The sequence below is a fragment of the Rhodococcoides kroppenstedtii genome (assembly GCF_900111805.1).
Lineage (GTDB): Bacteria > Actinomycetota > Actinomycetes > Mycobacteriales > Mycobacteriaceae > Rhodococcoides > Rhodococcoides kroppenstedtii.
The window spans coordinates 93524-111771 of the sequence record NZ_FOJN01000011.1 but is presented as its reverse complement, the minus strand read 5'-3'; the positions used below and the strand labels follow the sequence as shown (position 1 = coordinate 111771).

18 protein-coding genes and 4 tRNA genes are annotated in these 18248 nt (G+C 70.8%); 9 read left to right on the top strand and 13 right to left on the bottom strand.

Going from position 1 to position 18248, the window contains the following annotated elements; translation table 11 throughout:
- Positions 1-235 precede the first annotated feature (235 nt).
- A tRNA-Lys gene (locus BMZ18_RS13575) sits at positions 236-308 on the bottom strand.
- 387 nt (positions 309-695) lie between these two features.
- Here BMZ18_RS13575 and BMZ18_RS13570 point away from each other — a divergent pair.
- The 5 genes from BMZ18_RS13570 to BMZ18_RS13550 all read left to right on the top strand — a co-directional run bounded on the left by BMZ18_RS13570 (position 696) and on the right by BMZ18_RS13550 (position 3246).
- Complete coding sequence (locus tag BMZ18_RS13570) at positions 696-1349, top strand: ScbR family autoregulator-binding transcription factor (protein WP_068364002.1); 654 nt, start codon at positions 696-698, stop codon at positions 1347-1349.
- Positions 1350-1478: 129 nt separating this feature from the next.
- Positions 1479-1551, top strand: a tRNA-Glu gene (locus BMZ18_RS13565).
- Between the two features lie 149 nt (positions 1552-1700).
- Positions 1701-1774, top strand: a tRNA-Asp gene (locus BMZ18_RS13560).
- Between the two features lie 47 nt (positions 1775-1821).
- Positions 1822-1898: transfer RNA gene (locus BMZ18_RS13555), tRNA-Phe, on the top strand.
- Positions 1899-1995: 97 nt separating this feature from the next.
- A complete protein-coding gene (locus BMZ18_RS13550; RefSeq protein ID WP_068364003.1) occupies positions 1996-3246 on the top strand; it encodes an FAD-dependent oxidoreductase in 1251 nt (416 codons plus the stop codon).
- A gap of 19 nt (positions 3247-3265) precedes the next feature.
- Here BMZ18_RS13550 and BMZ18_RS13545 read toward each other — a convergent pair whose 3' ends face one another.
- From BMZ18_RS13545 to BMZ18_RS13535, 3 genes are all read right to left on the bottom strand, one after another.
- Entirely contained in the window at positions 3266-3553 is a 288-nt protein-coding gene (locus BMZ18_RS13545) for a protealysin inhibitor emfourin (protein WP_068364004.1), read from the bottom strand.
- A gap of 1 nt (position 3554) precedes the next feature.
- Positions 3555-4655, bottom strand: a complete 1101-nt coding sequence (locus tag BMZ18_RS13540) for a M4 family metallopeptidase (RefSeq protein WP_074922251.1) — start codon at positions 4653-4655, stop codon at positions 3555-3557.
- A gap of 129 nt (positions 4656-4784) precedes the next feature.
- Positions 4785-5246 carry a hypothetical protein gene (locus BMZ18_RS13535; RefSeq protein ID WP_068102933.1) on the bottom strand — a complete coding sequence of 154 codons (462 nt, stop codon included), beginning with the start codon at positions 5244-5246 and terminating at the stop codon, positions 4785-4787.
- A 70-nt stretch (positions 5247-5316) separates the two neighbouring features.
- Here BMZ18_RS13535 and BMZ18_RS13530 point away from each other — a divergent pair, with 70 nt between their 5' ends.
- Entirely contained in the window at positions 5317-6432 is a 1116-nt protein-coding gene (locus BMZ18_RS13530) for a hypothetical protein (RefSeq protein ID WP_244516533.1), read from the top strand.
- Here the strand turns inward: BMZ18_RS13530 and BMZ18_RS13525 are convergent.
- The gene (locus BMZ18_RS13525; RefSeq protein WP_068365745.1) at positions 6347-7267 is read right to left on the bottom strand and encodes a pseudouridine synthase; all 921 of its coding nucleotides are present in this window, start codon (positions 7265-7267) and stop codon (positions 6347-6349) included. The genes BMZ18_RS13530 and BMZ18_RS13525 overlap by 86 nt on opposite strands.
- A gap of 136 nt (positions 7268-7403) precedes the next feature.
- On the opposite strand from BMZ18_RS13525, the gene BMZ18_RS13520 reads away from it, so the two are divergent.
- On the top strand, positions 7404-8285 hold the full coding sequence (locus BMZ18_RS13520; protein WP_068365746.1) for an oxidoreductase: 882 nt from the start codon (positions 7404-7406) through the stop codon (positions 8283-8285).
- A 17-nt stretch (positions 8286-8302) separates the two neighbouring features.
- On the opposite strand, the gene BMZ18_RS13515 is transcribed toward BMZ18_RS13520, so the two are convergent.
- The 3 genes from BMZ18_RS13515 to BMZ18_RS13505 form a co-directional block, all read right to left on the bottom strand.
- Entirely contained in the window at positions 8303-8725 is a 423-nt protein-coding gene (locus BMZ18_RS13515; protein ID WP_068102927.1) for an organic hydroperoxide resistance protein, read from the bottom strand.
- Positions 8722-9207 carry a MarR family winged helix-turn-helix transcriptional regulator gene (locus tag BMZ18_RS13510; RefSeq protein ID WP_068365747.1) on the bottom strand — a complete coding sequence of 162 codons (486 nt, stop codon included), beginning with the start codon at positions 9205-9207 and terminating at the stop codon, positions 8722-8724. Before BMZ18_RS13510 ends, BMZ18_RS13515 begins: the two co-directional genes overlap by 4 nt.
- A 63-nt stretch (positions 9208-9270) precedes the next feature.
- Complete coding sequence (locus BMZ18_RS13505; RefSeq protein WP_068365748.1) at positions 9271-10065, bottom strand: DUF1206 domain-containing protein; 795 nt, start codon at positions 10063-10065, stop codon at positions 9271-9273.
- Positions 10066-10266: 201 nt separating this feature from the next.
- On the opposite strand from BMZ18_RS13505, the gene BMZ18_RS13500 reads away from it, so the two are divergent.
- Positions 10267-11340, top strand: a complete 1074-nt coding sequence (locus BMZ18_RS13500; protein ID WP_244516532.1) for a 3-deoxy-7-phosphoheptulonate synthase — start codon at positions 10267-10269, stop codon at positions 11338-11340.
- On the opposite strand, the gene BMZ18_RS13495 is transcribed toward BMZ18_RS13500, so the two are convergent.
- A complete protein-coding gene (locus tag BMZ18_RS13495) occupies positions 11306-11935 on the bottom strand; it encodes an alpha-ketoglutarate-dependent dioxygenase AlkB (protein ID WP_068365760.1) in 630 nt (209 codons plus the stop codon). The two genes, BMZ18_RS13500 and BMZ18_RS13495, sit on opposite strands and share 35 nt — an antisense overlap.
- An 88-nt stretch (positions 11936-12023) precedes the next feature.
- Between BMZ18_RS13495 and BMZ18_RS13490 the strand changes: the two genes are divergently transcribed.
- A complete protein-coding gene (locus BMZ18_RS13490; protein ID WP_068365749.1) occupies positions 12024-13628 on the top strand; it encodes a GMC family oxidoreductase in 1605 nt (534 codons plus the stop codon).
- On the opposite strand, the gene BMZ18_RS13485 is transcribed toward BMZ18_RS13490, so the two are convergent.
- From BMZ18_RS13485 to BMZ18_RS13470, 4 genes are read right to left on the bottom strand one after another with little or no spacing between them, the layout of a single operon-like run.
- A complete protein-coding gene (locus BMZ18_RS13485; protein ID WP_068365750.1) occupies positions 13556-14653 on the bottom strand; it encodes an AraC family transcriptional regulator in 1098 nt (365 codons plus the stop codon). The genes BMZ18_RS13490 and BMZ18_RS13485 overlap by 73 nt on opposite strands.
- A 7-nt stretch (positions 14654-14660) precedes the next feature.
- Complete coding sequence (locus BMZ18_RS13480) at positions 14661-15836, bottom strand: pyridoxal phosphate-dependent aminotransferase (protein ID WP_068365751.1); 1176 nt, start codon at positions 15834-15836, stop codon at positions 14661-14663.
- Positions 15833-16519 carry a DUF3239 domain-containing protein gene (locus BMZ18_RS13475; protein ID WP_068365752.1) on the bottom strand — a complete coding sequence of 229 codons (687 nt, stop codon included), beginning with the start codon at positions 16517-16519 and terminating at the stop codon, positions 15833-15835. The genes BMZ18_RS13480 and BMZ18_RS13475 overlap by 4 nt, the downstream gene beginning before the upstream one ends.
- Before the next feature lie 52 nt (positions 16520-16571).
- Positions 16572-18227 carry a DNA repair helicase XPB gene (locus BMZ18_RS13470; RefSeq protein WP_068365753.1) on the bottom strand — a complete coding sequence of 552 codons (1656 nt, stop codon included), beginning with the start codon at positions 18225-18227 and terminating at the stop codon, positions 16572-16574.
- Positions 18228-18248 lie beyond the last annotated feature (21 nt).

Here is an 18248-nt window from a genome sequence, read left to right as displayed (position 1 = left end):
TCTCGTCGGGCCTCGCTGTGCGGCGTGCGCCGCGCCGGCGACCCGAATGCGTGTCTCGACGACACCCATCGAACGGGCGCCGAGTTCGGTTACGGGGCTGCGTGCCGACCGGTTCGAGTATAGGCCCGGCGGGACGGCCGAATCGGCTGTGAAATATCCGTAAGACCGACGATCGGCACTGTGCTGTCGGGGAGTGGCCGGGGTGTGCGCACCTCGGTCCGGCCGCCGTTCACGGTGCCCCCACCAGGGCTCGAACCTGGGACCTGCGGATTAAAAGTCCGTAGCTCTACCAACTGAGCTATAGGGGCCGACGTTGCCGCCGCAGGGGCGGACGTGGCAGAAGTGTACTCATCGCCACAGTCGGACCGATCGGCGCCCGCGGCTTGTTCGATCGGTCCTGGCGGGACGCGGCGCCGGCGCATCGCGCGGACGACCGCGACGGCCGGGGCGGCGCGCGTACTCTGGAGTCGGATACGCGCACACAGCCGTTCGCGCGCATCGGTATTCGGACTTTCCGGACACGACGAATCGTTTTCGAATGTGACCGCGGAACCGAATGCATCGACCGGGCCGACCGATCAATTGGCACCCTCGGGCTGTTTTCGGGCGGGTTCGAGGGAGTTTTCAGGATTGTCGGTTACGCTCGCGTCACTTTCACGGCGCCGCGAGGCGCCCAATTCGGAGGCACACGCGCAATGGCACAGCAAGAACGCGCCCGACGGACCCGTGCGGCGATCGTCGAGGCCGCGGCCCACGAGTTCAGCAAGCGCGGGTACACCGCCGCGTCGGTGAACACGATTCTGGAAGGGTCCCGCGCCACGAAAGGCGCGATGTACTTCCATTTCAGTTCCAAGGAAGACCTGGCGCGCGCGGTGCTGCAGACCGCGAGCGAGAAGTACCGCGAGGTCATGTCGACCCCACGCCCCGCGGGTGTGGACGCTCTCGAGTGGCTGCATTCCCTCATCGTGGAACTGGCGCGTTCCTTCGACGAGAGTGTCGTCGTGCGCGCGGAGTTCCGTCTCATCATCGAGCCGGAGTTCTACGCGACCATCCGCGAGGGTGCCGGGGCGATCTGGGGGCAGACGGCGTCCGATCTCGCCGCGGAAGCGCACCGCGAGGGCCTGCTGCGTCCGGACATCGATCCCCGGCAGTTCACCCGCGTTCTGGTGACCTCCCTCGCCGGCCAGCGGTACATGTCCGACCTGACGGCCGACGAGACCGATCTGGCCGCATTGTTCGAGGAGTCACTGGAGGTCCTCCTGATGGCCATGGCGTCGCCGGAGTGGCTCGACGGCTGGCGTTCCCGTGGGTGGCGTGACGTGCTCGCCCCGGTGGGCGCGGACGCCTGACGCCTGCGGGGGTCCCGACCCCCGAATTGCCCTCCGACCTGCAGATTTGGAAGTCGAAGCGGCGGTGTCCTAAGCTATCGAAGCTCCCAACGGCACGCGCCGGAGGGTGAGGCCGGAGCAATCCGGCGGGCCCCCTTCGTTTAGCGGCCTAGGACGCCGCCCTTTCAAGGCGGTAGCGCGGGTTCGAATCCCGTAGGGGGTACGTGTCGGTGTGGTGACAGCACCGAGATGGTCGGGAACCCCCGACACGGAGCGAATTTGTTCCGGCCGGGAGATGCAGTAAGGTTCTCCGGGCGAGCACGACAGCAGTTCGAGTTACACAACAGTTCGGTTTCACCAGCAGTACAGCAAGGCCCTGTGGCGCAGTTGGTTAGCGCGCCGCCCTGTCACGGCGGAGGTCGCGGGTTCGAGTCCCGTCAGGGTCGCAAGACATGTGCACAACCGGTGTCCAGCAGTTCGATCGGACATCCTCGGCCAGGTAGCTCAGTTGGTACGAGCGTCCGCCTGAAAAGCGGAAGGTCGCCGGTTCGATCCCGGCTCTGGCCACCACGATCCACGACCACCTGCTCGCGCAGGTGGTCGTTCGTCGTTCAGGGGTTGGATCCGGGTTCGATAGGCGACAGCGCCGGCGGGGTATCGACATCCCATGAGCGACATCGACGCCGACGTCATCGTGGTGGGGGCGGGCATCGCCGGACTTCGCTGCGCTGCCGCCCTGCACCGCCGAGGAATCAGCGCCCGCGTTCTCGAGGCCGACACCGCCCCCGGCGGACGGATCCGCACCGACGTCGTCGACGGGTTCCGATGCGATCGCGGCTTCCAGTTGCTCAACCCGTCGTATCCGGCCGTGCGGCGCCACGTCGACGTCGACGCTCTCGATCTGCGCACCGCCGGACGGGGAGTGCGGGTGGTCGACGGGTCCGGTCGGTCCCGCACCCTCGCCGACCCCACTCGCCACCCCGGACTGCTCGCTGCGACGGTGCGCTCGGCCGTCGGCCTGGGGCTCGTGCGCCCCCGGGCGGTGGTCGGCGCCGCGCGGTGGGCGTTGCCGGCGCTGGGCCCGGTTCGGCGGCTCGAGTCAGCTCCGGACGCCGCCCTCGCCGCGGACTGGGACCGTCTCGGCGTGCGCGGACCCCTCCGTGAGTCGATTCTGTCGCCGTTCCTCAGCGGCGTCCTCGCCGACGGAGTCGGCGACACCTCGGATCGTTACGTCCGATTGGTGCTGCGCAGCTTCCTGCTGGCGACGCCCGGTGTTCCCGACCGCGGCATGCAGGCCTTCCCCCGGCAGCTCGCGCGAGCCGAGGGCGTCGACGTGACGTACTCCGCCCGCGTCGAGCGGGTCACCGACGGCGCGGTGCCGGAAGTCGGTGTCGCCGACGGCGCGACGCTACGGGCCCGGGCGGTGGTGATCGCGACGGACGCGAGCGACGCCGCCGATCTGACGTCGGCGGCGACGTCGCCGATGCGAGGTCTGTCGACGTGGTGGTTCGACGCCGACGGGCTGGAACCCGATGCGTTCCTCCGCATTTCGGGCGCCGGGGGTGTCGTGGTCAACACCGCGCAGCTGAGCGCCATCGCCCCGGGCTACGCGCCACCCGGCCGAACCCTCGTGGAGGCGACGACGCTGCTCGGTGACGCCGGTCCCGCGGAGGAGGCCGCCGTGCGCGCCGAACTGACCCGCCTCTGGGCCACCTCGACCGCCTCGTGGCGGGTGATCGTCCGTCACGACGTGACACGGGCGCTGCCCGTCCAGGCCGCCGGAACGCCGCTTCGACGACCGCTGCGGACGGGTGAGCGCGTGCTCGTGGCCGGCGATCACCGGGACACGCCGTCGATCCAGGGCGCCCTGGTCTCCGGTGGGCGGGCGGCGGCCGAGGTGGCCCGGCTGCTGCGCTGACGCGAGCCGGGCGAGGGGTTCAGCGCGGCCGACGGCCCTCGCGCAGGGTGCGCTCGGCCAATTCCCGGAGTGCGCCGGTGAGGGCGGAATCCGGTGTCTCGCATCGGTGTTCGCCGATCTCCAGCGTCCAGGAGTAGGCGTCCCGGACGCGCTGATCGGCCTGCGCGGGCAGGTCGACGATCTGCGGGATCGCCTGTCGTACGAGGTGTTCCCACTCGGTGGCGGCGTCGCCCAGCGTGGTCGTGTCCACCGCTGCGCGTCGGGTCATCCCCGCCACGCCGCCGCTGCGCACCACCACGATGTCCACGTCACGTCCTCCTGCTCACCTCGTCCGGAGCGTCGGATCCGCCCTGCTCGAGACCCTGCCCGAGGCCCTGCCCGAGACCCACGGTAGTCCACCCTTGCAGGACGGCCCGGTGAACGTCGGACCCGGTCCCGTACCGCGTCGTCGCCGCGGCGACGGTGGCGGCGGCGAAGGCGGAGAAGTCCGCGGTGGGCGTCAGGGTCCCGCCGGTGCAGGTGTCGAACCACACCTGGCCGAGACGGTCCCAGGCCGGTCCGCGGAGGGCCACGGCGGCCTCGGCGAACGCGCGGTTGGGGATGCCGGAGTTGATGTGGACGCCGCCGTTGTCCTCGGTGGTCTCGACGTACCCGGCCATGTCCGCGGGCTGGGGATCGCGCCCCAGCACGTCGTCGTCGTACGCGGTGCCGGGGCGCAGCATCGACCGGAGTGCGCTGCCCTGCACGTCGGGGAGGAACAGGCCCTCGCCGACCAGCCACGACGCGTCCTCGGCGTTCTCGTTCCGCGCACGCTGCTCGGCGAGGACGCCGAAGACGTCCGAGATGGACTCGTTGAGCGCTCCGGACTGTCCGGAGTACTCCAACTGCGAGGTGTACTGCGTGAACCCGTGCGCAAGTTCGTGCGCGATCACCGACAGCGAGACGGTGAAGCGGGTGAACACCTCGCCGTCCCCGTCGCCGAACACCATGCGGCTGCCGTCCCAGAACGCGTTGTCGTACTGCTCGCCGTAGTGCACCGTCGCGTCGAGGGGCAGTCCGCGACCGTCCAGGCTCGACCAGCCGTACACCTCGTCGAACAACGCGTAGGTGACGCCGAGCCCGTCGTAGCTCTCGTCCGCGGCCGGATCGCCCACCGCGGGCTCGCCTTCCCGACGGACGACGTCGCCGGGCAGGGTCTGCGTTCCCTTCGCGTCGGCGACGGTGCGCTGCAGACGGCCCGCCACGGCGCCGCGGGACCCGAGTGCCGCCCCGGCGCGCACCCCGTCACGGCGCAGCCGCAGTTCGGCGTCGAGTGCGAGCGTGCGTTCCGCGACGGACGGCGCGGTGTCGAGCCGCGCGCTGCGCTCGGCGGGTGCGGACGCGAGCCGCTGCAGCAGGTACGGGGGCACGACTCCCGGACACCCTGCGGACGGGCGGACGGTGCGCGAGGCGGCCGGGTGGGCGGTCATGCTGCGCGGGCGGGGTGGGCGGTCATGCTGCGACGCTAACCCGACCCGCCGACAACCTCGCGGCGACGATCAGGGGCAGGCGAGTTTCGCCTGGTCGAAGATGCGGCCGGCCTCGTCCGCGCTGGGGGCGTTGCCGTTGTTGGTGGCCTGCGCCTCGATGTCCGTCTTGATCTCGGCCTCGTCCTTGCCGTCCGAGATCTGCTGGCAGATCCCGCCCAGCAAGGCCTCGATCTCCTCGTCGGACTTGCCCTCGGACAGTGCCGAGAACTGGGCCTTGTACGCGGCGACGAAGGTGGCCCGCTTGGCGTCGTCGAACACCGATCCCGCTCGGTCGCCGAGGCTCTCCGCGCTGGATCCGAGGCCCGGCGCGGCGGAGCGGGCCGAACTCACCGCGCCCTCGGCGGCGTTCTGGGCGCTCTCGGCGATGTTGCCCGCCGTGTCCTGCGCGGCTTGCTGGTCTTCGGAACTGCACCCGGACAGGACGAGCGTGAGGGCGGCTGCGGCGGTGACGACGGTGGCGGCGAGTTTCATCGGCGCAGTCTACCGACGCCGGACTCACCGGATCGAGACCGTCGGGCGAGAACGGTGCCCATAATTGGCGATGGCCACAACCCCGGTCGACGACACCCGGTCCACTCCGCGGGGACGGACGCGGGGCGGCGGACGCACGGTGGTGCGCAGTGCCCACGGGACCTCCGCCGTCGAGTCCTTCGTGATCGTCGCCGTCGCCACCATCCTGATCACGCGGGCCTACCTCGAGATCATGGACTACCCGCAGGTGGGAAACGGCACCCTGCACATCGCGCACGCCCTGTGGGGCGGGGCGGGGATGATGGCGGCGCTGGTGATCGGCTGGCTGTTCCTCGGTTTCGGGGCGCGCGTGGTCGCGGTGGTGCTGGGCGGGATCGGGTTCGGCCTGTTCCTCGACGAGGTCGGCAAGTTCGTCACGAGAGACAACGACTACTTCTACGGACCGGCGGCCGAGATCATGTACGTCACCGTGGTGCTGGTCCTGGTGGCGACGCGGTTGCTGCGGGACGCGGCGGAGCCGACGCCGCGTGAATGTCTCGCGAACGCCGCGGCCATCGCCGCGGACGGTGTCGCCGGCGGGCTCCCCGCGCACCGCCGCGAGAAGGGGTTGGAACTGCTGGGCCGGGCACGCGAGGCCGGGGCGGACCCCGACGTCGTCGCCGGGCTCGAGGTGCTGCTGCGCCGCAGCGCACCGGTGTCGGCGGGTGCGGCCGGACTGCGCTACCACCTGCGTCGGCGGTTGCCGCGCTGGGTGCGGAGTCCGCGGTGGGTGCCGGTGCTCGCGTGGCTGATGGTGATCAGCGCGATCGTCGGGGTGATCGGTGGAGCGGTGGCCCTGGCGACGGGCGGCGTCGACGTCGCGACGGACGATCTCGAGGTGACGGTCGAGCGCATGACGGTGTCCGGCGGGATTCTGTGGATCACCGCCTGTCTGACCGTGGCGCTGGGACTGCCGGCCGTGATCGCGCTGCACCGCACCGATGCCCTCGGGCCGTTGCGGTGGTTGCGAGTGGCCGCATTGATCTACGCGCTGTTGGGCGCGCTCGTGGACTTCGCGCAGATCGGCTTCGCCGCGCTGACGAACCTCGCGCTGGGGCTGGTCACCCTCGCGGCGATCTCCCATCGGTTGGCGGTCCGAACGGCGGAAGGGTCCGCGCGGACTCGAAGCGTCGCGGTGCGCCTGTGATCGGATCGTCGAACGCGATGCTGCGCGCGAGCAGACGCAGCGGATCGCGATAGTCGTCGACGGCCACCTCGCGAGGCACCGGATACAGGGAGTCCCCGACGATCGGGATTCCCGCCGACGCCAGATGCACCCGAAGCTGATGCGTCTTCCCGGTCGTCGGACGCAACCGGTACAGCGCGAGATCGCCTGCGGTGTCGATAATTTCGACGCGGGTCTCGGCGTTCACCTCACCGGGCACCTCGCGGGCCTGCAGCGATTCCCTGGTCTTGACGATGCGGCTGCGCATCAGGCTCGGGACGTCGCCGACCGGGGCGACCGCCTCGTAGACCTTGGTCACCGCGCGTGCGGCGAACATCTCCTGATAGGCCCGGCGGACGTCCGGGCGGGCGGTGAAGACGAGTACGCCGGCGGTGAGTCTGTCGAGGCGGTGCGCGGGGGAGAGCTCGTCGTTGCCGAGTTCTCGACGCAGGCGTACCACAGCGGACTGGACGACGAACCGCCCGCGTGGGGTGGTCGCCAGGAAGTGCGGCTTGTCGACCACCACCAGGTCGCGGTCGGCGTGCAGCACCGGCAGAGCGAACGGCACTTCCGGCTCCGCGGGCGGGTCACGGTGGAGCCACACGTCGGCGCGGGGGACCAGGGGCGTGGTCGCGGTGATCGGGGTGCCCCGCGCGTCGACCACCTCGCCGGCGTCGATCTTCGCGGCCAGGGCGTCGGCGTCGTCGGGAAAGCGCGCCTTCAAGTAGGTCACGACCGTCGGGTACGACGCCGGGGGGTCGGGCATGCGAATGCGGGTGGGGTTGAGCCCGTCGCGCACGGGCAGCGGAGCGGGCATTCGACGACCCTAGGCGCGCGCTGCCCCGATGCCGTGGGTCGGGCAGGTCCGCCCCGAACAGCGGCCTCCCCGGGTAGGGTCGAGACCGCCCGCGGCAGCGTTGCTGCGGTGCGATACCGACGATCAGGGGGACGCGGTGGCGAAACACAAGTGGGTCGAGACGGACATTCCGAACCAGAAGGGGCGGACGTTCCTCGTCACGGGGGCCAATTCGGGACTGGGAGCGGAGGCGGCCAAGGCACTCGGCCGCGCCGGCGCGACGGTGATCCTGGCGTGCCGGACGGTCGCCAAGGCCGAGCCGGTGGCCGCCGAGATCGGGGACCGTGCGCAGGTGCGTCGCCTCGATCTGGCGGACCTCGCGTCGGTCCGCGAGTTCGCGGAGAACACCGGCGAGGTGGACGTGCTGATCAACAACGCGGGCATCATGGCCGTGCCGTTCGGGCGGACGGCCGACGGGTTCGAGATGCAGTTCGGCACGAACCACCTGGGTCACTTCGCCCTCACGGGCCTGCTGCTCGATCGCGTGAAGGATCGCGTGGTCACCATGAGCAGCTTCGCCCACCAGATCCCCGGCCTGAAGCTCGACGACCTGAACTTCGAGCACCGGAAGTACAGCCGCTGGGCGGCCTACGGGCAGTCCAAACTGGCCAACCTGCTCTTCACGTACGAGCTGGACCGTCGCCTGCGCGCGGCCGGATCGTCGATCACCGCGGTGGCCTCGCACCCCGGGTACTCCAAGACCGAGCTGACCGGCCGGACCGAGTCGTATCAGGACTTCTTCTCGAACATCAGCGACAAGCTCTTCGCGCAGAGCGCGTACATGGGATCGCTGCCGGCGCTGTTCGCGGCCACGGACCCCTCGGTGACGCCGGGCGGGTACTACGGGCCGGACGGACTGTTCGAGGTCGCCGGGCACCCGAAGAAAGTCGGGTCCAACAAGGCGTCCCGCGACGAGCGGACCGCCCGTGAGCTCTGGGAGAGGTCCGAGAAGCTCACGGGCGTGACCTACACCTTCTAGTCGTCGGTGACGGCGTCTCAGTCGTCGGTGACGGTGACCGTCACGTCGATGTTGCCGCGGGTCGCGTTGCTGTAGGGGCACACCTCGTGCGCCTTGTCGGCGATCGCCTGCGCGGTGTCGTGGTCGAGGTTCGGCAGTGTCACCTCGAGCTCGACGGAGAGCTGGAAGCCGCCTGCGTCGGTCGGGCCGATGTTCACCTTCGCGCCCACGGAGGAATCGCTGACGTCGGCCTTCTGCTGCCCGGCCACCAGTCGGAGCGCCGAGTGGAAGCACGCGGCGTAGCCGACGGCGAAGAGCTGCTCGGGGTTGGTGCCGTTGCCGGCGCCGCCGAGTTCCTTCGGGGTGGCGAGGTCGACGTCGATGCGACCGTCGGTGGTGCGGCCGTGTCCGTTGCGGCCGTCGCCGGTGGCCAGGGCCTCTGCGGTGTAGAGCGTCTTCATCGGGGTTCCTCCGTCGTGTCGGGGTGAGCGTTGTCGGGGTGGGTGTTGTCGGGTTGCGCGCGTAACGACGTCGCCACGCGCCGGAGCAGGTGGACGAACTGCGCGCCCTCCTCGGCGGTGAGGCCGGACTGCCGGGCGATGCACTCGGGGACGGGCAGCGCCTGCTCGCGCAGCGCCCGTCCCGCGTCGGTGAGGTGGATGCCGACGCGCCGTTCGTCGGCGCTGTCGCGTCGACGGGTGACCAACCCGAGGCTCTCGATGCGCTTGAGCAGCGGCGAGAGGGTGCCGGAGTCGAGGGCCAGGCGGTCGCCGAGCTCCCGGACCGAGGCGCCGTCGTGCTCCCACAGCGCGAGCATCACCACGTACTGCGGGTAGGTCAGGCCCATCGGTTCGAGAAGCGGCCGGTAGGCCGCCGTGGTCGCCCGTGATGCCGAGTACAGCGCGAAGCAGAGCTGCGCGTCGAGGGCGAGGGCGTCGGTCACTCCATGAAGGTAGCGCACAATTCAGTTGTGCACAACCGATCTACGTCTCCGACGCCCGACGGGTCACATCGTGGCGCGCCGCGCGAGCACGAAGGCGTAGATCCCGTACAAGCCGATGCCGAGTCCGGCGAGCACCAGGAGCACCTGTCCGTAGGGCTGCGCGCCGAGAGTCTTCACCGCGCCGTCGAGGCCGGTGGCCTTGCTCGGATCCGCGGTGAAGACCGAGACGGCGACCAGCAGACCGGCCCCGGCGAGGGCGATCCCCTTCGCGGTGTATCCGGCGATGCCGAGCCACGTCACGCCGCGCCCGACGGACCCGTCGAGGTCGTCCCGGAAATTCGTCGAGACCCCCTTGTAGACGTGGTAGACGCCCACCCCCACGATCACGGCGGCGGCGATCAGCAGGACGCCCTTGCCGGGGGTCGACTGCATCAGGCGAGCTGTGATGCCCGCGTTCTGTTCCCCGCTCGATCGACCCGATCCGCGCGCGAACCCGAACGCGGACCACGCGAACGCCAGGTAGACGACGGCCAGTGCCGCCGCCTTCAGGCGATCGCCCGTGTCCGACCCCGATTCGCGCTTCTTGCCGACCACCGCCTCGGTCACGCGCCACAGCGCCAACGCCACGAAGGCGACGACGGCAACCCAGAGGGCCACCCGCCCACCGGGTTTCGACGCGAGCTCCGCCAACGCCCCGGACTGGTCGGCGTTGCCACCCTGTCCGAACGCCAGGCGGATCGTGATCCACCCGATGAGCAGATGAAGGACGCCGCTCACGGCGTGACCGGCGCGGGCCGCGCGCTCGAACGCCGTGCTGCGTTGCATGCGGGAAAGCGAGGAGGTGCCCGAGGCCGTCATCGACCGATCCTCCCACGCGGCCCGTCGTGTACTGTCCCTTCCGTGCAGCGCGCATATTTTTGGTTCGACAGGCCGGCCCTCGGGGGCACGGTCGGCGAACTGCTGCGCTGACCCCTTCCCACCCGACGAGCCGGCTGAACCGGCTCGCGCTCGGCGTGTGTGATCCGGTTCGTGTCCGGTCCTTTCCCTGAGGATTCCACCGTGACCGTTCTGCTCGACCAGGCTCCGCGCCTGGCCGCCGTGCCCTTGCCCTCTCCGCGCGACCTGCGTCGTGCCGTCCCGCTGTCGGCGGCCGCGGCCGCCCGGGTCGACGACTCACGATCCGCCCTGCGTCGGACCCTGCGCGGGGACGACGACCGCCTCGCGGTCGTGGTCGGTCCGTGCTCCGTGCACGACGTCCCCGCCGCCCTCGAATACGCCGACCGCCTCGCGCCGATCGCGACGACGCTCGGCGACCGGCTGGTGGTCGCGATGCGCGTCTATGTCGAGAAACCTCGCACCACGGTGGGCTGGAAGGGTCTGCTGTCCGATCCTCGCCTCGACGGATCGCACGATCTCGGGGCCGGATTGGCCACGGCCCGTGGGGTGTTCGCCGACGTGGTCGAGCGAGGACTGCCGGTGGCCACCGAGTTCCTCGACCCGACACTCGCCCCGCACCTGGCCGACCTCGTGGCCTACGGCGCGATCGGTGCCCGCACCGCGGCGAGTCAGATTCATCGCCAGATGGTGAGCGGGCTCCCTCTCCCCGTCGGAATCAAGAACGCCACCGACGGCGACGTCCAGGTGGCCGTCGACGGCGTCCGGTCGGCGGCGGCTCCGCACGTCCATCCGGGCGTCGACGACGACGGCCGACTCGCCGTCGTCGCGACGGAGGGCAACGACGACGCCCACGTGATCCTGCGCGGCGGTGCCTCCGGCCCGAACTACGACGCCGCCTCGGTCGACGACGCCGCCCGCAGGCTCATGTCCGCAGGACGCCGTCCGCGCGTGGTGATCGACGCCAGTCACGGCAACAGTGCCAAGGACCACCGCCGCCAGACGGACGTGCTCGGCGACGTCGCGCGTCGTCTCGCTGCCGGCGATCGCTTCGTCGCGGGGGTCATGATCGAGAGTTTCCTGGTCGAGGGCCGTCAGGACCTGGCCGCGGACGTGTCGACTCTCGTTCGCGGACAGTCGATCACGGACGCCTGCCTCGGCTGGGCGGCCACCGAGGACGCGTTGCGGATGCTGGCGGATGCCGTCAGCGCACGCCGTGCGGACGGAACTGCACGCTGATCCGCGGGCCGGTGGGCCTGGTGGACTTGGGGATGCAGTGCTCCCACGTGCGTTGGCAGGAGCCGCCCATCACCACCAGGTCGCCGTGGCCCAGCGTGGCCCGCCGGGACGGCCCGCCGCCGCGCGGTCGCAGCAGCAGGGATCGCGCCGCGCCGAGCGAGAGGATCGCCACCATCGTGTCCTCGGTCGCGCCGCGGCCGACGTCGTCACCGTGCCAGGCCACGCTGTCCCGGCCGTCGCGGTAGAAGCACAGTCCCGCCGTCGCGAAGTCCTCCCCGAGTTCGGCACGGTAGTGCCGGTCGAGGGCCGCGCGTGCGTCCGTCAGCGCGGGGTGGGGAAGCCGGTCCGGGTCGGGGAAGAACGAGACGAGCCGCGGCACGTCCACCACCCGGTCGTACATCGGCCGTCGCTCCGTGCGCCACGGCACGTCGGCCACCAGTGCGTCGAACACCGCGTCGGACCCGCTCATCCACCCGGGGAGCAGGTCGATCCAGGCGCCGTCGCCGAGGTGCGTGCGCCGGGCGCCGGCGAGGGCCGCGAGCGACGGGCCCGCGGCGGCGTCGTCGAACAGCGACGCCTGCAGTGCGTACGTCATGCGACCGATGATACGCGCTCGATCGAACGAATGTTCGGATCGCGCGATTCCGGGTACCGGGACGGGACGCGGAGTGCAGACTCGACCCATGGTGGACACCACCCGCATCGCGGACTACGTCGTCGTCGGTGCCGGATCCGCGGGCTGCGTGCTGGCGAACCGGCTCAGTGCAGCCTCGGACATCGACGTGGTCGTGCTCGAGGCGGGGCCGGAGGACAAGAACAAGTTCGTCCACATTCCCGCGGGCTTCTCGAAACTGTTCCGGTCCGAGCTGGACTGGAACTACGACACCGAACCGCAGCCCGGACTCGCCGGCCGCAGCATCTTCTGGCCACGCGGGAAGATGCTGGGTGGATCGTCCTCGCTGAACGCCATGATGTGGGTGCGCGGGTTCGCCGCGGACTACGACGAGTGGGCCGAGGCGGCCGGCGCGGACTGGTCGTTCGAGTCGGCGGTCGAGGTCTTCCGCCGCATCGAGGACATCGAGGGGGCGACCGAGAACGACGAGGGGCGCGGCGGTCCGCTGCGCGTGTCCGCCCAGCGCAGCCCGCGATCGATCACGGCGGCGTACCTCGAGGCGGCGTCCGCGCACGGTCTGTCCACCGAGCGCGCCAACCTCCCGACACCCAAGGGCATGACGCAGACCATGGTGACGCAGAAGCGCGGCGCCCGTTTCAGCTGCGCCGACGCCTACCTGCGCCCGGCGTCGTCGCGGCCGAACCTCGACGTGATCACCGAGGCCCTGGTGACTCGCGTCGTCTTCGACGGGACACGCGCCGTCGGGGTGGAGTACGAGCGCGACGGGCGACGTCAGGTGGTTCGCGCCCGGCGCGAGGTGATCCTCTCCGGCGGCGCGGTCAACACTCCCCAGCTGCTCATGCTCTCCGGCGTCGGCGCGGCGGCACACCTGCGCGAGCACGGCATCGAGGTAGTGCGCGACGTGCCCGAGGTGGGGGAGAACCTGCTCGACCACCTCGTCTCGGCTCTCGGGTACGGGGTGCAGTCGGACACGTTGTTCGCCGCGGAGAAGGTGCCGTCGCTGGTGAACTACCTGGTGCGGCGGCGCGGCATGCTCACCTCGAACGTCGCCGAGGCCTACGGCTTCGTCCGCAGCCACGACGGACTGGACCTGCCGGACCTGGAACTGCTGTTCGCGCCGGCCCCGTTCTTCGACGAGGGCCTCGTGCCCGCCACCGCCCACGCCGCGATTCTCGGCGCGATCCTGCTCAAGCCGAAGAGCACGGGCACGATCTCGCTGCGATCCGCCGATCCCGCGGACAAGCCCGTGATCGACCCCCGCTACCTCTCCGATCCCGACGGCGCCGACCATGCCGCGCTCACGGCGGGACTGCTGCGCAGCGCGGAGATCGCGGCCACCGAGCCCCTGCGGTCACGCCTCGGCGAGCTCGTGCGGCCCGTCGCGCCGGCGGGCGCGAGCATCGAGGAGGTCGTCGAGCTGGCGGTGGCGACGATGTCGCACACGCTCTACCACCCGGTCGGCACCTGCCGGATGGGCACGGACGAGCGGTCGGTCGTGGACCCGCAGCTCCGGGTGCGCGGTCTCGACGGGCTCCGGGTGGCGGACGCGTCGATCATGCCGTCGATCATCCGCGGCCACACTCACGCCCCGTCGGTGCTGATCGGCGAGAAGGCCGCGGAGTTCGTGCTGTCGGCGCTCGCGCCGTCCCGGTAGGAGCCGGGCGTCCGGCCGGTCCACCGCTTGAACGCGCGGCGGAAGGCGCTCGGTTCCGAGAAGCCGAGCCGCGCCGAGAGCTCCTCGGCGGTCTCCCCGCGTTCGAGTCCGGCGATCGCGGCGTCGCGCAGCACGTCCTCGCGCAGTCGGCCCAGCGACGTGCCTTCCTGACGCAGGACCCGCCGCAGGTGGGGGACGCTGATGGAGAGCATCGCGGCGATGTCCGCCGTGCTCGTCGCCCGACCCGACGCCCCGAGGGCGAGGGCGCGTCGGACCACCGCGGACGCCGACGAGCCGTAATCCCGTTCGGAATACAGGAGATTCGGCGACTCTCGGAGGTAGTCCTCCAGATCGGCCTCGTTCCGCACCAGCGGGGACGCGAGGACCGCCTCGTCGAATTCGAGGGCGCCGACCTCCGCGCCGAACGTCACGTGGACGCCGAAGATGTCGTCGTACGTCCGCCACGACGGGTAGCCCGGCTCGGGGAAGGGCAGGTGCACCGCGGTCAGCTTCAGACGACGTCCGATCAGCCACGCCGAGAAGCGATGCCAGAGGATGAGGACGAACTCTGCCTGCAGGCGGCTGGCCGCCGCGGCCGATTCCGGGGACAGGTGCGCCCCGATCATCGGCGGCGTCGGCGCCAGTTCGAGCCGCGCGCGCCCGCCGCCCCGGAGCAGCACCGATCGGGGAACACCGGCGAACACGCGGCTGACGTCCGCCATGCGCTCGAGTGCCCGTCCGAGGTCGGGCCGATGGATCATGGTCAGGCAGATGACCCGAAACGTGCCGCGGCGCACGGGTTCCGCGCCGAGTCCCATCAGCTCGTCGCCCGTCATCTGCCACAGGGCGCGGGTGAGCCGCGTGACCTGGTCGGCCGTCAGCCGGGCGTCGGGCCGATCGAGGATCCGAGGATCGATGTCGGCGGCGCGCAGGCACGACGACAGGTCCACGCCCGTCTCGCCGGCCAGCAGCACGGGGATACGAACGAACTCGACCGAGACCGTCGGTGCCGCCGGGTTCTCCATCGCGCGCCTAGTCGGCCCGTCGCACGGAGGCGAGGCGACGAGCGCCGTCCCGAAGCACCTCGTCCTTCTTGCAGAAGGCGAATCGCACCAGGGTGGACCAGGATTCGCGGTGATCGACGAACGCGTCGACCGGAACGGCGACCACCCCGATCCGTTCGGGCAGCGCGCGGCAGAAGGCGTCGGCGTCCGTCTCGCCGAGGGGTGCGATGTCGGCGCACACGAAATACGTTCCCGCGCTGTGCTTCACGCCGAAACCGGCATCCGCCAGGGCCGTGGACAGCAGGTCACGCTTGCGCTGCAGGTCGGTGCGCAGCGCCTCCACCCAGTCGCCCTCCTCCGTCAGCGCGTGCGCCACCGCGGGCTGGAACGGCGCGCCGCCGACGAACGTGAGGAATTGCTTGGCCGTCTTGACCGCGGCGATCAACGGCGCCGGACCGCACGCCCAGCCCGTCTTCCACCCGGTCGCGTTGAACGTCTTGGCCGCGCTGGAGACCGTGATCGTGCGGTCCGCCATGCCCGGCAGCGTCGCCAGCGGCACGTGCTCGGCGTCGTCGAAGACCAGCCGCTCGTACACCTCGTCGGTGAGCGCGATCAGATCGTGCTCGCAGGCCACCTCGGCGATCGCCGTCAGCTCCGCGCGCGAGAAGACCGTGCCGGTGGGGTTGTGGGGCGAATTCACCACGATCATGCGGGTCGCGGGGGTGACCGCGGCGCGCAGCGCGTCGACGTCGAGCACGAAGCGGTCGCCGTCCGACACCAGCGGGACCGTCCGCCGGGTCGCCCCGGCGAGGGCGACCGCCGCCGCGTAGGCGTCGTAGTACGGCTCGATCAGCAGGACGTCGTCACCCGGTTCGACGAGCGCGAGCATGGTGGCGCTGATCGCCTCGGTGGCACCCACGGTGACCAGCACCTCGGTGTCCGGGTCGAGGTCCTGGCCGTAGCGGCGTCGGCGGTCGTCGGCGATCGCGTGACGCAGGACGGGCATGCCCGGTCCCGGCGGGTACTGGTTCAGTCCCGAGGCGATGGCCTCGCGCGCCACCTCGAGCATGCGCGGCGGCCCGTCGGTGTCCGGGAAACCCTGGCCCAGGTTGACGGCGTCGTACCGGCCGGCGAGGGCGGTCATCTCGGCGAAGACGGTGGAGGCGAAGGGGCGCAGGCGGGGGACGGTGCGAGCTGCGGTCATGCGTCGTCGCCCCGGTCGAGGAGCTCGGCCGGCAGGTCGTGGGGGTCGATCAGCATGCGCTCGTTCTCGGCGCCGCGCACCTTCTCCGACACGGCCAGGTTCTTCCGCAGCAGTTGCCATTCGACCGGGTCGACGGCGTCGACGGCCCGGCGGAGCACCCCGCGGTCCCGCGTGCCCCACGCGATGGGCATGGGGCTGACCAACTGCCACGTCTCGGCGGTGGAGGAGGTGTTGCGATCGCTCAGCACGGCCACGGACGGCACCCGCTCGCCCTCGGTGAGAGTGTGCCCCGGCAGAGCGCGGACGTTGCGCACCACCAGGGCGTAGTGCGGCACCGCCGTCTCGGGCTTGGCGATGTCGATCAGGGCGAGGATGGTCGCGCCGCGCGGGCGGGTCTCGGACACCATGGCCGGAACCAGCGGGCCGCGCCGGTACAGGTCCTCGATGGATCCGACCTTCCGCGGTGCCCACACCGACACCCACCACGACATCACGGCGGCCACCGCGAGGACGGCGGCCAGGATGTACGACCAGGGGGAGTGCCGCAGGTAGAGCCACACCGCGCCGGCCGCGAAGAGCAACCCGACGATGATCGACGACACGCGGAGACGCCGGACGTCCCCGAGGGTCTCGTTCACCGCCTTGGCGTGTCCGTGGTCCACCGCAAACTCGAAATGCCGCACTCGCTCGCCGTTCCTCGCGCTGTTGGGTCGACAGACGATCCTGCCAGAACGGTCAGATCGCCGGTCCCAGCAAGTCGTCAGCATCGGTGATCCGGTAGGCGTACCCCTGTTCGGCGAGGAATCGCTGCCGGTGGGCGGCGTACTCGGCATCGAGCGTGTCGCGGGAGACCACCGAATAGAAGTGTGCCTGGCCACCGTCGTGCTTGGGGCGCAGCAGTCGACCGAGCCGCTGGGCCTCCTCCTGGCGGGATCCGAACGTTCCCGACACCTGCACGGCCACCGAGGCCTCGGGCAGGTCGATGGAGAAGTTGGCCACCTTGCTCACCACGAGTCGACTGATCTCGCCGCGTCGGAACGCGTCGAACAGCACCTCGCGCTCCTTGTTCTTGGTCGATCCCTGGATGACGGGGGCGTCGAGGGCCGAGCCGAGCTCGTCGAGCTGGTCGAGGTACGCGCCGATCACCAGCGTCGGCGAGTCCTGGTGCTTGTCCAGGATGGACTTCACCACGGCGATCTTGGTGTGCGCGGTGGAGCAGAGCTTGTACCGCTCCTCCGGTTCCGCCACGGCGTACGCCATCCGCTCGGCGTCGGTGAGCGTCACCCGCACCTCGATGCAGTCCGCGGGCGCGATCCAACCCTGCGCCTCGATGTCCTTCCACGGTGCGTCGTACCGCTTCGGCCCGATCAGCGAGAACACGTCGCCCTCGCGGCCGTCCTCGCGGACCAGCGTGGCGGTGAGACCGAGCCGACGGCGGGACTGCAGGTCGGCCGTCATCCGGAACACAGGCGCGGGGAGCAGGTGCACCTCGTCGTAGATCACCAGCCCCCAGTCGCGCGAATCGAACAGCTCGAGATGCTTGTACTCACCCTTGGTGCGACGCGTGATCACCTGGTAGGTCGCGATGGTGACCGGGCGGATCTCCTTGCGCTCGCCCGAATATTCGCCGATCTCGTCCTCGGTGAGCGAGGTCCGCGCGATCAGTTCGCGCTTCCACTGCCGGCCCGCCACCGTGTTGGTGACGAGGATGAGCGTCGTCGCCTGTGCCTTCGCCATCGCGGCGGCGCCCACCATGGTCTTGCCGGCGCCGCAGGGCAGGACCACCACGCCGGATCCGCCGGCCCAGAAGGAGTCCGTGGCCATCTGCTGGTAGTCGCGCAGTTCCCAGTGACCGCCGGTGAAGTCGAGGTCGATCGGGTGGGCCTCGCCGTCGACGTACCCCGCGAGGTCCTCGGCGGGCCAGCCCACCTTGAGCAGCATCTGCTTGAGGCGGCCCCGCTCGCTCGGATGCACCAGCACGGTGTCCTCGTCGACGCGTCCGCCCAGCATCGGGGCGATCTTCTTGTGGCGCAGGATCTCCTCGAGCACGGCGCGGTCGAGGCTCACCAGGCAGAGGCCGTGGACGGGCGACTTCACGAGCTGCAGGCGGCCGTAGCGCGCCATGGTGTCGACGACGTCGACCAGCAGCGGCTGCGGCACGGCGTACCGCGAGTACGTGACCAGGGCGTCGACCACCTGCTCGGCGTCGTGCCCGGCGGCGCGCGCGTTCCACAGCGCGAGCGGGGTGACGCGGTAGGTGTGGACGTGCTCGGGCGCACGCTCGAGTTCGGCGAACGGGGCGATGGCGGCGCGGGCCTGCGGGGCGAGCTCGTGATCCACCTCGAGCAGGAGCGTCTTGTCGGACTGGACGATGAGTGGTCCGTCGGTCACTGATTCACTCTCCTCACACGC

Bases quoted from the DNA above. Each gene is read 5' to 3' on its own strand.
- BMZ18_RS13570 (WP_068364002.1), top strand. From the start codon at position 696: ATGGCACAGCAAGAACGCGCCCGACGGACCCGTGCGGCGATCGTCGAG.
- BMZ18_RS13550 (WP_068364003.1), top strand. From the start codon at position 1,996: ATGAGCGACATCGACGCCGACGTCATCGTGGTGGGGGCGGGCATCGCC.
- BMZ18_RS13535 (WP_068102933.1), bottom strand. From the start codon at position 5,246: ATGAAACTCGCCGCCACCGTCGTCACCGCCGCAGCCGCCCTCACGCTC.
- BMZ18_RS13530 (WP_244516533.1), top strand. From the start codon at position 5,317: ATGGCCACAACCCCGGTCGACGACACCCGGTCCACTCCGCGGGGACGG.
- BMZ18_RS13525 (WP_068365745.1), bottom strand. From the start codon at position 7,267: ATGCCCGCTCCGCTGCCCGTGCGCGACGGGCTCAACCCCACCCGCATT.
- BMZ18_RS13515 (WP_068102927.1), bottom strand. From the start codon at position 8,725: ATGAAGACGCTCTACACCGCAGAGGCCCTGGCCACCGGCGACGGCCGC.
- BMZ18_RS13505 (WP_068365748.1), bottom strand. From the start codon at position 10,065: ATGACGGCCTCGGGCACCTCCTCGCTTTCCCGCATGCAACGCAGCACG.
- BMZ18_RS13495 (WP_068365760.1), bottom strand. From the start codon at position 11,935: ATGACGTACGCACTGCAGGCGTCGCTGTTCGACGACGCCGCCGCGGGC.
- BMZ18_RS13490 (WP_068365749.1), top strand. From the start codon at position 12,024: ATGGTGGACACCACCCGCATCGCGGACTACGTCGTCGTCGGTGCCGGA.
- BMZ18_RS13485 (WP_068365750.1), bottom strand. From the start codon at position 14,653: ATGGAGAACCCGGCGGCACCGACGGTCTCGGTCGAGTTCGTTCGTATC.
- BMZ18_RS13480 (WP_068365751.1), bottom strand. From the start codon at position 15,836: ATGACCGCAGCTCGCACCGTCCCCCGCCTGCGCCCCTTCGCCTCCACC.